Annotated in this window: 11 protein-coding genes; 9 read left to right on the top strand and 2 right to left on the bottom strand. The window is 71.8% G+C overall.

Annotation, left to right across the window (positions count from 1 at the left end):
* Positions 1–23: 23 nt before the first annotated feature.
* The 9 genes from QSK31_RS07255 to QSK31_RS07215 all read left to right on the top strand — a co-directional run bounded on the left by QSK31_RS07255 (position 24) and on the right by QSK31_RS07215 (position 11,064).
* The gene (locus QSK31_RS07255; RefSeq protein WP_285682156.1) at positions 24–1,271 is read left to right on the top strand and encodes a ferredoxin-like domain-containing protein; all 1,248 of its coding nucleotides are present in this window, start codon (positions 24–26) and stop codon (positions 1,269–1,271) included.
* Entirely contained in the window at positions 1,271–1,888 is a 618-nt protein-coding gene (locus tag QSK31_RS07250; protein ID WP_285682154.1) for a precorrin-8X methylmutase, read from the top strand. The genes QSK31_RS07255 and QSK31_RS07250 overlap by 1 nt, the downstream gene beginning before the upstream one ends.
* A complete protein-coding gene (locus tag QSK31_RS07245; RefSeq protein WP_285682153.1) occupies positions 1,885–3,519 on the top strand; it encodes a precorrin-2 C(20)-methyltransferase in 1,635 nt (544 codons plus the stop codon). The genes QSK31_RS07250 and QSK31_RS07245 overlap by 4 nt, the downstream gene beginning before the upstream one ends.
* Positions 3,520–3,545: 26 nt before the next feature.
* Positions 3,546–4,658, top strand: coding sequence for an epoxide hydrolase family protein (locus QSK31_RS07240; protein WP_285682151.1), 1,113 nt, complete (start codon positions 3,546–3,548; stop codon positions 4,656–4,658).
* Positions 4,659–4,969: 311 nt separating this feature from the next.
* Positions 4,970–6,157, top strand: coding sequence for a 4-hydroxybenzoate 3-monooxygenase (locus QSK31_RS07235; RefSeq protein WP_285682149.1), 1,188 nt, complete (start codon positions 4,970–4,972; stop codon positions 6,155–6,157).
* Between the two features lie 311 nt (positions 6,158–6,468).
* The gene (locus tag QSK31_RS07230) at positions 6,469–7,503 is read left to right on the top strand and encodes an ABC transporter substrate-binding protein (RefSeq protein WP_285682148.1); all 1,035 of its coding nucleotides are present in this window, start codon (positions 6,469–6,471) and stop codon (positions 7,501–7,503) included.
* 69 nt (positions 7,504–7,572) lie between these two features.
* A complete protein-coding gene (locus tag QSK31_RS07225; RefSeq protein WP_285682147.1) occupies positions 7,573–8,367 on the top strand; it encodes an ABC transporter permease in 795 nt (264 codons plus the stop codon).
* A 69-nt stretch (positions 8,368–8,436) separates the two neighbouring features.
* Positions 8,437–10,209, top strand: coding sequence for a BTAD domain-containing putative transcriptional regulator (locus QSK31_RS07220; RefSeq protein WP_285682146.1), 1,773 nt, complete (start codon positions 8,437–8,439; stop codon positions 10,207–10,209).
* Positions 10,210–10,458: 249 nt separating this feature from the next.
* Complete coding sequence (locus QSK31_RS07215) at positions 10,459–11,064, top strand: helix-turn-helix transcriptional regulator (protein WP_285682144.1); 606 nt, start codon at positions 10,459–10,461, stop codon at positions 11,062–11,064.
* Between the two features lie 61 nt (positions 11,065–11,125).
* Here the strand turns inward: QSK31_RS07215 and argG are convergent, their stop codons facing one another.
* Together argG and QSK31_RS07205 are read right to left on the bottom strand one after the other, a co-directional pair.
* Entirely contained in the window at positions 11,126–12,550 is a 1,425-nt protein-coding gene (gene argG, locus QSK31_RS07210; RefSeq protein WP_285682142.1) for an argininosuccinate synthase, read from the bottom strand.
* Between the two features lie 9 nt (positions 12,551–12,559).
* On the bottom strand, positions 12,560–13,393 hold the full coding sequence (locus QSK31_RS07205) for a glycoside hydrolase family 16 protein (RefSeq protein ID WP_285682140.1): 834 nt from the start codon (positions 13,391–13,393) through the stop codon (positions 12,560–12,562).
* Positions 13,394–13,397: the final 4 nt, after the last annotated feature.

The raw sequence follows: 13,397 nt of genomic DNA, 5'->3' as shown, positions 1-13,397 counted from the left end.
CTCGGCTGGGTAGTGTCCGGCCCGTGAGTTCGCCAACGGTCCGGCACTCGGACATCGACGCCTGTCCCGGCGCGCTGCGGTTGCACGCCGCGGCCGACGGGCCCCTGGCACGCGTCCGGCTGCCCGGCGGCCTGCTCACCGGCGCGCAGGTGCGGACGCTCGCGACCATCGCGGCCCGCTGGGGCGACGGCCATGTGGAGCTGACCTCCCGGGCCAACGTCCAGCTCCGTGCTCTCACCGGCGCCCCGGCCCAGGACCTGGCCGAGGCGCTGCGGGGGTCCGGCCTGCTGCCGTCCGAGACCCACGAGTTGGTACGCAACATCGCCGCCGTTCCCACTGCCGGTGGCTGGGAGGTCCGCCCGCTGGTCCGGGCACTCGACCGGGCGGTGTGCGCCGAGCCCGCGCTGGCCGCCCTCCCGGGTCGTTTCCTCTTCGCGCTCGGCCCGGTGCCCGCCACCGCCGACCTGGCCGCGGTCGAGGCGCCGGGTGGCGCCGCGATCCTCTTCGGCGGCCGTGACCTGGGCCTGCGCGTGCCGGTCGACGGCGTCGTCGCGGCCCTGATCGCCGGGGCGGCGACGTTCCTCGAGGTGCGGGCCGAGCAGTCCGTCCCGGCCTGGCGGCTGCGCGAGCTGACGGACGGCCCGGCCCGGGTCGCCGCCCTCACCGCGACCCGTCTCGGCCTCTCGCCACATGCGGCGGACCCGGTCGACCCAGCGGACCCAGCCGACCCGGGGGACCCGGCCGACCCGGGGGACCCGGCGCCACGACCGGTGGCGACCGAGCCGATCGGTGTCGTGCGGCAGGCCGACGGGAGGTTCGCCGCCGCCGCCCTGGCACCGCTCGGCCTGCTGCGGCAGGCTCAGCTGTCGGCGCTGGCCGACGTCGGCGAGCTGGCGGTGACGCCGTGGCGCGGGGTCGTCGTGCTCGATCAGAGTCGTGACGCGGCGGCACACCGGCTCCAGAAACTCGCCGAGACCGGTCTGGAGGTCGCGCCCGGCTCACGCTGGTCGGGGGTGACCGCCTGCGCCGGGCGGCCCGGGTGCGCGCGGGCGCTGGCCGACGTCCGGCACGACGCCGACGCGGCCACGGTCTTCGGCACCGGCCTGCCGGTGCACTGGGTCGGTTGCGCGCGCGGCTGCGGGAGCCCGGCGGGAGAGCATGTGCGGGTCGAGGCGACCGGCGACGGATATCAGGTGACCGGGCCGCGCGGCGGCGGGACGGCGGCCGCGGGCGACGTGGGCGCGCAGGTCACTTCGGCGAGGAGGGCGTGATGGAGTATGTCCGCGAGGGCGCGGAGATCTACCGGCGGTCGTTCGCGACCATCCGCGCGGAGGCCGACCTCGATCGGCTGCCGCCGGACCTGGCGCCGGTCGCGGTCCGGATGATCCACGCCTGCGGCATGGTCGACCTGGTCCGCGACATCGGCTGGAGCGACGGCCTGGTGACCGCGGCGCGCAAGGCGTTACGGGACGGCGCCCCGATCCTCTGCGACGCCGAGATGGTGGCGTCCGGGGTGACCCGCAGCCGGCTCCCGGCCGGTAACGACGTGGTGTGCACGTTGCGCGACCCGGCCGTGCCGGAGCTGGCCCAGCGGCTCGGCACCACGCGCAGCGCCGCCGCGATGGACCTGTGGGGCGACCGGCTCGGCGGCGCCGTGGTCGCGATCGGTAACGCGCCGACCGCACTCTTCCGGCTGCTGGAGATGGTGGCGGCGGGCGCGCCCCGGCCGGCGGCCGTGCTGGGCATCCCGGTCGGGTTCATCGGCGCCGCGGAGTCGAAGGACGCGCTGGCAGAGTCCGAGCTGGAATTCCTGGTGGTGCGCGGGCGGCGGGGCGGCAGCGCGATCACGGCGGCGGCGGTCAACGCGCTGGCGACGGAGCGCGAATGAGCGGGCGGCTGTACGGCGTCGGGCTGGGGCCCGGCGACCCGGAACTGGTCACGGTCAAGGCGGCGCGGCTGATCGCGGCGGCCGACGTGGTGGCGTTCCACGCCGCGCGGCACGGGCGCAGCAACGCCCGGGCGATCGCCGAGCCCTACCTGCGGGCCGGGCAGATCGAGGAGGCGCTGATCTATCCGGTCACCACCGGGACGACCGACCATCCCGGCGGCTACCAGGGTGCGATCGACGAGTTCTACGCGGCGAGCGCGGCGCGGCTGGCGGCTCATCTGGACGCCGGGCGTGACGTGGTGGTGCTGGCCGAGGGCGACCCGTTCTTCTACGGCTCCTACATGCACATGCACAAGCGGCTGGCCGGCCGCTACGAGACGGTCGTGGTGCCCGGTGTGACCTCGGTGAGCGCGGCCGCGGCGGTGCTCGGGCGGCCGCTGGTCGAACGCGACGAGGTCCTGACCGTGCTGCCGGGGACGCTGCCGTCCGACGTGCTGGCCGCACGGCTGGCGGCGACCGACTCGGCCGCGGTGATGAAGCTCGGACGCACCTTCGGGAACGTGCGGGAAGCGCTGGAGAAGTCCGGTCGGCTCGGCGAGGCCTGGTATGTCGAACGGGCCACGACCGACCAGGAGCGGACCGGCCGGATGTCCGATGTGGATCCCTCGTCGGTGCCTTACTTCTCGCTGGCGCTGCTGCCGAGCCGCGACCCGACCGGCGTTGTCGACCCGACCGGCGTTGTCGACCCGGCCAGCACCGCCGACCCGACAAGCGCCGTCGACCCGACAAGCGCCGTCGACGCGGCCCGCTCCGGGCATTCGTTGCCCCTTGGGGCTGTCGGCGTGCGGGAGGCTTCCGCGGCCGCCGTGGGTGAGGTCGTCGGTGACGTGACGGTGGTCGGGCTCGGGCCGGGCGCGGCGCAATGGCTGACGCCCGAGGCACGGGACGCACTGGCCGCGGCCGACGACGTGGTCGGCTACACGACCTATGTCGACCGGGTGCCGCTCGTCGCCGGGCAGCGGCGGCACGCGTCGGACAACCGGGTGGAGGCGGAACGGGCGGCGTTCGCGCTCGATCTGGCCAAGCGCGGGCGGCGGGTCGCCGTGGTGTCGTCCGGAGATCCTGGCGTGTTCGCGATGGCGGCCGCGGTGCTGGAGACGGCCGAGGATCCCGAGTGGAAGGACGTTCCGGTCCGGATCGTGCCGGGGCTGACCGCGGCGCAGGCGGTGGCCAGCCGGGTGGGCGCGCCGCTGGGACACGACTTCTGCGTGATCTCGCTGTCCGATCGGCTCAAGCCGTGGGACGTGATAGCCGGGCGGTTGACCGCGGCGGCCCGGGCCGACCTGGTGATCGCGATCTACAACCCGGCGTCACGCAGCCGGGTCGCCCAGCTGGTCGAGGCGCGGCGGCTGCTGCTCGCGGAGCGGGCGCCCGAGACGGTCGTGGTGGTCGGGCGGGATGTCGGCGGTCCGGCCGAGTCCGTCGCGGTCACCACGCTCGGCGAGCTCGACCCGGCCACGGTGGACATGCGCTGCCTGCTGATCGTCGGGTCCAGCCGGACCCGCGCGGTCGGACGCGGGGACGGCGGCACGTTCGTCTACACGCCACGAACGTATCCGGACGGAAACTGACCGCAATGGTTCCTACCGTGGCCGGTATGACGCCCTTCCGCATCGAGATCCCGCAGTCCGACCTCGACGACCTGCACGACCGCCTCACGCGCACGCGCTGGGCGCCGCAGCTGCCCGGCGACGGCCGGCGGCGAGGCGTCCCGGTGGACGACCTGCGGGCGCTGGCGCACTACTGGCGTGACGGCTTCGACTGGCGGGCACAGGAGCGGCGGCTCAACGAGTTCCCGCAGTTCACGACCGAGATCGACGGGCAGGAGATCCACTTCCTGCACGTACGGTCGGGCGAGCCGGACGCGTTCCCGCTGGTCCTGACACACGGGTGGCCGAACTCGTTCGTCGAGTTCCGTGACCTGATCGGGCCGCTCGTCGCGCGGGGCTTCGACGTCGTGGTGCCGTCGGTGCCCGGGTTCGGGTTCTCGGCGCCGCCGCGGGAGGCCGGGTTCAGCGTCGAGCGCGTCGCCGGGCTGTGGGCCGAGTTGATGCGCCGGCTGGGATACACGCGGTACGGGACGCAGGGCGGTGACCTCGGCGCCTATGTCGCGCCCGCGGTGGCGAAGGCCGATCCGGAGCACGTGGCTGGGGTGTACGTGATCGCCGGGCTGGGCTTCCCGACCGAGGCGGACGTGCCGGAGATGACCGACGCGGAGCGGGCGGCGTTCGCCGAGATGCAGCAACAGGACTGGATGTCCGGCGTCGACCATCACGCGTTGCTGCGGGCGGCGCCGCAGACGTTCGCGTACGGCTGGCACGACTCGCCGGTCGCCGCGCTGGCCTGGATGACGCAGAAGTTCCAGGAGTTCAGCGCCGCCAAGGAACCGCTGGAGGAGGTCCTCGATCGCGACGCGCTGCTGACGAACGTGAGCGTCTACTGGTTCACCCGCACCTTCGGCACGTCGTCCTGGCCGATGTACGACACGACCGGCTTCGCCTGGCCGGAGGGGCAGCGCACGGTGCCGACCGGGGTGTTCACCGGGCCGCCCGGCATCCGTCGCTTCGCCGAGCGCACCAACCGGATCATCCACTGGCCGGAGCACAACACCTCCCGCCACCACTTCGTCGCGATGGAGGCCCCGGAGGCGATGGCCGCGGACATGGCGGCCTTCTTCACAAAGGCCCGCGCGGAAACAAACCCCGCCTGACCGGCTCTCGCGCCGCCCGCCACCCGGACGGGTGAATGCGGAAACAAACCCCGCCCGACCAGCTCCCGCGCCGCCCGCCACCCGGACGGGTGAATGCGGAAACAAACCCCGCCCGACCAGCTCCCGCGCCGCCCGCCACCCGGACAGGTGAATGCACGCGGGGCGTGGGCGGGCCACCGCGTACGCGATGCCGGTGGCGCGGGCGTCCGACGGCCGGCTGGTGTCACCGACAAGCGGGCCACCCGCGTGCGCTGCACGGTTGGGGCATCTCCTAGGGTCGGAGCCCGGCTGCGGGCGAACGAGGAGCATGAATGTCTGAGGCGGCGCACGAGACCACCACCGTCGCGATCGTCGGGGCCGGTCCGTCCGGTCTCACGCTCGCCAACCTGCTTCGCACCGCCGGGATCGGCTGCGTGGTCCTGGAACGGCAGAGCCGCGGCTACGTCGAGCAGCGGCAGCGCGCCGGTGTGCTGGAGCATCGGGCCGCCCGGATGTTCGAGGAGTGGGGCCTGGCCGGCCGGGTGCTCCAGGACTCCCGGACGGACGGGGTGCAGGAGTTCCGGGTGGACGGCGAGCCCCGCTTCCTGCCGATCGCCGAGCTCGCCGGTGGGCGGTTCGGGCGGATCCTGCCGCAGCAGTTCCTGGTCCAGCGCCTGATCACGGCGTTCCTGGAGGACGGCGGCGACCTGCGGTTCGGCTGCGGGGACGTCACCCTGGGCGAACTGGACAGCGACCGGCCCATCGTCACCTACCTCGACGAGTCGGGTGCGCAGCGCCGGATCGAGGCGGACTTCATCGCCGGATGCGACGGATTCCATGGGGTGAGCCGGCGCAGCGTCCCCGAGGGCGAGCAGACCACTTACACGTACGACCACGGCATCGGCTGGTTCACGGTGCTGGCCGACGTGCCGCCGCCGCGGCACCCGATGTTCGCGGTCAGCTCGCACGGCTTCGCGGCACACTTCCCTCGCGGGCCGAGGAGCAGCCGGTTCTACCTGCAGTGCCCGCCCGGCGAGGATCTCGGCGCCTGGGACGAGGACCGGATCTTCGAGCAGTTGCGGCTGCGCATCGGCGACCCGGACCTGCCGTACGGCAAGGTGCTGGAGAAGGCCGTCGTCGACATGCGCAGCTTCGTGGTCGACCCGATGTCGTACGGCCGTCTCTTCCTCGTCGGCGATGCGGCACACATCATCACCCCGATGGGCGGCAAGGGCATGAACCTGGCCCTGGCCGACGCCGAGGTGCTGGCCAAGGCGGTTCGCTCGGCCGTGCGGGACGGCGACGAGCAGCCGCTGCGTGACTACTCCCGGACCTGCCTGGACCGCACCTGGTCCTACCAGGAGTACAGCCGCTGGATGACCGAGATGCTGCACGACTCGGGCGACCCGGCGACCTCCGGCCCGTTCCGGCACAAGCTCGCCCGGGCCCGGCTGGACAGGCTGTTCACCAGCGCGAACGCCGGAGGGCTCTTCGCGGAGCTGATGGCCGGGGAAGCATAGCCGGAAGCGGTTCCGATCAAGACGGACGACGGCTACAGTACTCAACGCATACATGGCCATCACTCGGCGTACCCGGGATCCACCGAGCTGAACGACGGATCCACCGAGCTGAACGACCGGCTGGTCGCCGCCGGAATCGCGCAGCAGGATCTGGATCTCATGCGGACGCCGGCCGTGGACCCGGACCTCGTGCTCCGCGGAATGCTCCTGGTGTCGCCGATCGGCCGTACGCCGATCGGGTGACGGCACTGACGATCTTCGACCACACAGTGGACAGTGCGCGTATGAATCGTAAAGGAGATTCATTCGTGATGAGGATGACTCGTCTGATCGGCGCGGTGGCCGCGGCCATCGCCCTGATCCTCGCAGCCGGCTGCTCCGGCTCGGACGACGACAAGAAGACCGAGGCCGGCGCCGCCCCGGGTGGTCGGCTGGAGAAGGTCACGTACCTGACCGGCGCGGGCATCCTGGGCCGGGAGAGCTACGTCTACGTGGCGATGGACAAGGGTTTCTTCAAGGAGGCCGGCTTCGACGTCCAGGTGCAGGCGGGCAAGGGCACCGACCCCAACATCAAGCTGCTGCAGGCCGGTGCCGTCGACTTCGCGGTGCTCGACATCACCGCCGCGCTGATCGCCTACGGCAGGGGCACGTACAAGGACTTCACCATCGTCAGCGCGATCCAGCAGCGCAACCTGGCCTGCTTCATGGCGTTCTCCGGCAGCGGCATCTCGACGCCGAAGGACCTGGAGGGCAAGAAGATCGCCTTCATCCCGGGCGGCATCGTGAAGACGTTGTTCGACACCTACGCGAAGCTGGCCGGTGTGGACCCGACGAAGGTCACCTGGGTCGCGACGCAGCCGGAGGCCCTGGTCCCGGCCATGAGCTCGGGCTCGGTCGACGCGGCCACCCAGTTCGTGGTGGGTAAGCCCCAGGTCGAGAAGGTCGCCAAGGAGAAGGGCCAGAGCGCGGTGGTGCTGCCGTTCAGCGACCAGCTGACCGACCTCTACGGCAACGGGCTGGGCGTGAGCAGGAAGCTGGCCACGGAGAACCCGGACAAGGTCAAGCGGTTCAACGCCGCGATGCTCAAGGGCCTGCAGTACGCCCTGGACAACCCGGACGAGGCCGGCAAGATCTACGCCAAGTACCAGAAGACCCAGCCGGAGCCGGTCGCCGCCGCCGAGATGAAACTGATGATCTCGTACGCGAAGACCAGCGGAACTGCCCTGGGCTCGCTCGACGAGCAGAAGGCCACCCAGAACGTCGCCGCCCTGCAAAGTGGTGGCGCGATCCCGGGCCAGATCAACCCGAAGGACGTCATCAACTTCGACATCGTGGCCAAAAGCTGACCGTACGACCGTGACAGCGCGCCCGGCCCGCCTCGGCAGGCCGGGCGCGCCGCCGTTGGAGGAACTCCCATGACGACCGCACCCGCATCCGCATCCGAGAAGCGGACCGCTTCCGGTCCCCTCTGGTCCGTCGGCCTGGCCGTCGCCGGCGCCGTCGTCGCCGTCGGCGCGTGGTGGCTGGCCATCATCGCCTTCAAGATCGAGTCCTTCATCGCCCCGACGCCGCCCCAGGTCACCGACTCGCTGATCCGCGAGTGGGCCTACCTGCTGGACAACGCGGCGATCACCCTCGCCGAGACCGCGCAGGGGTTCGGCTGGTCGGTGCTGATCGGCGTCGGGTTCGGCGCGCTGCTGGCCGGGTCGAGCATCGTCGAGCGCGCGTTCATGCCCACCCTGGTGGCGCTGAACGCGGTGCCCAAGCTGGCCTTCGCGCCGCTGCTGGTGGTCTGGCTGGGCTTCGGGGCGGGCCCGAAGGTCGTACTGGTGATTCTGATGTGCGCCTTCCCGATCGTCCTCTCCGTCATGGCCGGCCTCTCCTCCACACCGGCCGATCTCGCCGAGTTGGCACGATCGTTGTCCGCCTCGAAGTGGCAGATGTTCTACCGGATCCGGCTGCCCGGCGCCCTTCCGCAGGTCTTCGTGGGGCTCAAGGTGGCAATGCCGCTCGCGGTGATCGGCGCGCTGGTCGGTGAGTTGTTCGGCGCGTCCGAGGGGCTCGGCTTCGTGATCCAGAACTCCCAGTCGGACATCGGGCTGGGGTTCGCCGCGATCGCCGTGCTGGCCCTGATGAGCATCGCGCTGTTCTATCTGGTCGTGGTCATCGAGCGGATGGCCCTTCCCTGGGTCAAGGGCACCACGGGCTGACAGCGCCGAAAAGATTGTTCAACAACTTGTCCATGGCAAAGGATGCATTCATCGTGCAGTCTGTACACGATGGACTCTTCCGTGGACGCCGAGCGGTTCCGGGCCGCTCTGGCGGTCGCGACCTCGCTCACCGATCCCGAGGAGCGCGCCGCCCAGCTCGACCGGGTGCTGGCCCTGTGGCGCGGCCGGGCCGGTGTCGTTGACGGCGTCACCGGCGGTGTCGATGTCGTCGAGTGGCTGGGCGCGGCGGAGGCCCGCTGGTCGACCGAGATCGACTGTGGCCGCCCCGGCAACGCGATCCGGCCGCTGACCGCGCTCGTCGCCGAGCACCCGCACCGGGAGGACCTGCTCACCCTGCTGATCCGCGCGCTGTACCGGGCCGGCCGGCCGGGCGACGCGCTGGAGGCGTTCCGGCAGGGCCGGGCCCGGCTGGTCGGCGAGTTCGGCCTCGAACCGGGCCGTGACCTGCACCGGCTCCAGGAGGCGGTGCTGCGCGGCGACCCGGACCCGCTGCCCGCGGCGTCCCCGGCCGATCCGGTCCCGGCCGATCCGGCACGGCCGGCCCGGTTCCCGGCGCCGCCGCGGTCGTTCGTCGGACGCGAGTGGGCTTTGGCCGAGCTCGACACGCTGCGCGGCGGCACGATCGGCGTGATCAACGGTCCGGCCGGGGTGGGCAAGACCGCGTTGGCCGTACGCTGGGCCGCTCACGCCCGGCACCGCTTCCCGGACGGCCGGCTCTTCCTCGACCTGCGCGGCGACTCCCCCGGGACGCCGCTGACCGTGCCGGAGGCCCTGTCCCGCCTGCTGCGTGACCTCGGCACCCCGCCGGGCCGCGTGCCGGCCGGGACCGACGAGGCGGTGGCCGCGTACCGCGCCCGGACCGCCGGCTGCCGGATGCTGCTGGTGCTGGACAACGCGGCCGACGCCGCCCAGGTGCGTCCCCTGCTGCCCGGCGGCCCGCGCAGCGTGGTCGTGGTGACCGGCCGGGACCGCTCCGGCGGGCTGGCCGCGATCGAGGGCGCGCACCGGATCGCGCTGCCGCCACTGACCCGGGCGGAGGCCGGCCAGCTGCTCGGCCACCGGGACACCCTGATCGGCGCCTGCGGAGGCATGCCCCTGGCACTGCACATCGCGGCCGCCGCGCCGCCCGGCCACCCGGCGCCCGGCGATGCGCGTGACCCGGTGGCACACGCGTTCCGGTTCACCTACGACCGGCTCGACCCGACCGCCGCGGCCACCCTGCGGATGCTCGCGCTCGCCCCGGACGGCGTCGTCACCCCGGCTGTGGCGGCCATCCTGACCGGACGCCCGGAGCCGGACACGATCGCCTGCCTCGGCGTGCTCACCGACGCGCATCTGCTGGAACGGCACGGCGACGAGTGGCGGATGCACGACCTGGTCGCCGGGTACGCCCGCGAGCGCCTGGTCGACGAGGTGCCCGAGCCGGAGCGCACCGAGGCCGCGGCACGCCTGCTCGACTGGCATCTGACCACACCGGACATCGGGGACCGCCGGATCGGCCTGGACATCTACCGGGCCGGGCCGGTCGCGGCGCAACGCCGCGGCGAGACCCGCCGGCTGGGCCTGCTGCTGAACGAGCTGGCGGTGGCCTTGATCGCCGCGGACGAGCGGACCGAGGCCCGGCAGCATCTGAACCGCGCGCTCGCCCTGCACCGCCGGCACGGCGACCTGACGGCCGAGGGCAGCGCCCTGGTCGCGCTGGGCCGGCTGCAGGTGGCGGCCGGGGAACACGCGGAGGCGATGGCCACGTTGGAGGCGGCGCTGGCGGCCGCGCCCGACAGGGCCGAGACGGCTCATCTACGACGGCTGCTCGGCGCTTGACGCCGATCGGTTCTGTCAGATCTCGGTCCGTCGTTCGGTCAGGATCTGCCGGGTGAATCACGGACGAATCACATCGAGAAGATCTTTTATCGATTCCCACCCATCCGTACTGACCTGCGGATACGAATAGATCGTGATGGGTGGCGAGCAGACACGCGAAGGTCGATCCGGCACGGCTGTGAGGGCTGTGCCGGAGGTGCGCGGACCCGTTAACCTCCGTGGCAGGCGGCGATCGGGCGAGGTGATCTGATGATCGGGCTTCTGGTGGCACGCGATGCCGGATATTTCGGTGTTCCTGTACGGCAGTTGCTCAACTCTCAGGCCGACATCGAGGTGCTCGGCACCATTCCGTTCGACGCGGACCTGGTGGACAAGGCCGCCACCCTGTCGCCCCGGGTGATCGTGATCGACACGGAGTACATGGTCAGCCAGGTGCTCCCGGTCGCCGCCGAACTCCGGGCGAAGGCGCCGTCCTGCGCGGTGCTGATGCTCTGCGACCCGAGCAAGCGCGGCATGCTCCCGCCCCGCCGCCGGGCCCGCGACCTCAGCTTCCTGCTCAAGGACGCGTCCGAGACCCTGCTCGCCGACTCGGTGCGGCGGCTGGCCGCGGGCGAACGGATCGTCCACCCGCGCCTGCAGACCGCTTCCCTGAACACCGACCGTGAGCTGAGCACCCGCGAGCTCGAGGTGCTCGGACTGGCCGCGGAGGGCGACTCGGTGGCCGACATCGCCGACCGCCTCTACCTCTCCGGCGGCACCGTCCGTAACTATCTGTCCACGGTCATCTCGAAGACCGGCGCGCGCAACCGCCTGGACGCCATCCGCATCGTCCGCAAGAACGGATGGCTGCACTGACCTGGTCGATGCCGGCCCGGTCGATGCCGGCCCGGTCGATGCCGGCCCGGTCGATGCCGGCCTAGTCGGTGCCGCTGTCCAGGGCCGCGCGGTCCAGGGCGTCCGGGTCGACGGCCACGTCCTCGCCGGCCTCGCCGTGCCGGGCGATCGCCGCCGCGCCGCCGGCCGCGAGCTCGCCGATCAGGCCGTTGCCCGGCTGCAGCTGGCCGTGGGCGGCGTACTGCTCGAGCATGCTGCGGGAGTCGGCGATGTCCAGGTTGCGCATGGTCAGCTGGCCGATCCGGTCGTCCGGTCCGAACGCCGGGTAGTGGCTGCGCTCCATGGACAGCTTCTCCGGGTGGTAGCTGAGCAGCGGGCCGCTGGTGTCCAGGATCGAGTAGTCCTGGCCGCGGCGCAGACGCAGAGTGACCGTGCCGGTGATCGGGTAGCCGATCCAGCGAACCATGCTCTCCCGCAGCATCAGCGCCTGCGGGTCGAACCAGCGGCCCTCGTAGAGCAGCCGGCCGAGGCGGCGGCCCTCGGTGTGGTACATCGCCACGGTGTCCTCGTTGTGGATCGCGTTGAGCAGTCGCTCGTACGCGATGTGCAGCAACGCCATGCCGGGCGCCTCGTAGATGCCGCGGCTCTTCGCCTCGATGATGCGGTTCTCGATCTGGTCGGACATGCCCAGCCCGTGCCGGCCACCGATCGCGTTCGCCTCATGCACCAGATCGACCGGCGAGTCGAACGAACGGCCGTTCAGCGAGACCGGGCGCCCGTGCTCGAACTCGACCGTGACGTCCTCCGGCTCGATCTCGACGGAAGAAGACCAGAACGGCACGCCCATGATCGGCGCGACGATCTCGACCGAGGTGTCCAGGTGCTCGAGGCGCTTGGCCTCGTGCGTGGCGCCCCAGATGTTCGCGTCGGTCGAGTACGCCTTCTCCTGCGAGTCGCGGTACGGCAGGTCGCGCTGGCTCAGCCAGGCGGACATCTCGTGCCGGCCGCCGAGCTCGGCGACGAACGCCTCGTCCAGCCACGGCTTGTAGATCCGCAGGCTCGGGTTGGCGAGCAGGCCGTAGCGGTAGAACCGCTCGATGTCGTTCCCCTTGAAGGTGGAACCGTCACCCCAGATCGAGATCTGGTCCTCGCGCATCGCCTGCACCAGCATGGTGCCGACCACCGCGCGCCCGAGCGGCGTGGTGTTGAAGTACGCCTGGCCGCCGGACCGGATGTGGAACGCCCCGCACGACAGCGCGGCGAAGCCCTCCTCGACCAGCGCGGCGCGGCAGTCCACCAGGCGGGCCTTCTCGGCGCCGTAGGTGAGCGCGCGACCGGGCACGTCGCTCAGGTCGGGCTCGTCGTACTGGCCGACATCGGCCGTGTACGAGAACGGGACGGCGCCGCGCTCGCGCATCCAGGCCACCGCGACGGACGTGTCCAGACCGCCGGAGAAGGCGATTCCGATGCGCTCACCGACCGGCAGCTTCCTGAGGACTTTCGACATGCCGACATGTTAGGGGCCGGTCGAGCCGGGCCGCTGCCAGGCCCTGATGTAGTCCACGTGCTTGGACGCGCTGGTCGTGCCGGGCTCCGGTGGGATCTTCGAGTAGACGGCCAGGTTCGAGATGATGTTGGTGTCGCCGTCCGACGTCGCCGGGGACGAGCACACCGGCTTGCCGTCGATGTACCAGGTGGTGCCGGAGGGCTCGATCGCCACGCCGTAGGTGTGCCAGTCACCGGCCGGGTCGAAGCCGGGCTTCATGTCGCACCGGCCGCGCGGCTCGGAGAACTGCGTGCCGTAGAGCCGGCTGTTGTTGTCGGAGTAGTACTCGTACACATCGGTCTCGGTGTGTTTGTCGACGCCGCGCGCCTGCCAGGTCCAGAAGGCCGGCCAGAAACCGCGGGCGCGCGGCAGCACCGAGCGCTCCTCGAGATACCCGTACTGGAACTTGTACGAGGGCGTCGTGGTGATCAGGCACGAGGTCCACTCGTACTTGGCGCCGGAGGGTGAGGTGACCGGCTCGCGGCGGGCGGTCATCGTCAGCTCGTTGTCGCGGACCTCGCAGTTGGCGGCCTGGTTCCACTCGAGCTGCTGATTGCCCGGATTGCCCCGGCCGGCGTCCGGTTCGGCGCTGGAGAGGTCGGCCCAGCGGGCCCGGTCGAGCGTGTCGCCCTCGAACTCGTCACTGAACACCAGCTCCCAGCCGTCGACCTGGCCGGCCGGCATCGGCGGACCGCCGGTGACGGGCGACGGCTCGCTCGCCGGTGGAACCGGGATCGCCGGCTCGGCGGCGGGCGGGCTGCAACCCGCGAGGAGGACGAGGACGACAAGGAAAATGCGACGCATGACA

It is taken from the genome of Actinoplanes sp. NBRC 103695 (assembly GCF_030269485.1).
Classification (GTDB): domain Bacteria; phylum Actinomycetota; class Actinomycetes; order Mycobacteriales; family Micromonosporaceae; genus Actinoplanes.
Note: the sequence above shows the minus strand (reverse complement) of the source record. Positions and strands in the feature narration are given on the sequence as shown.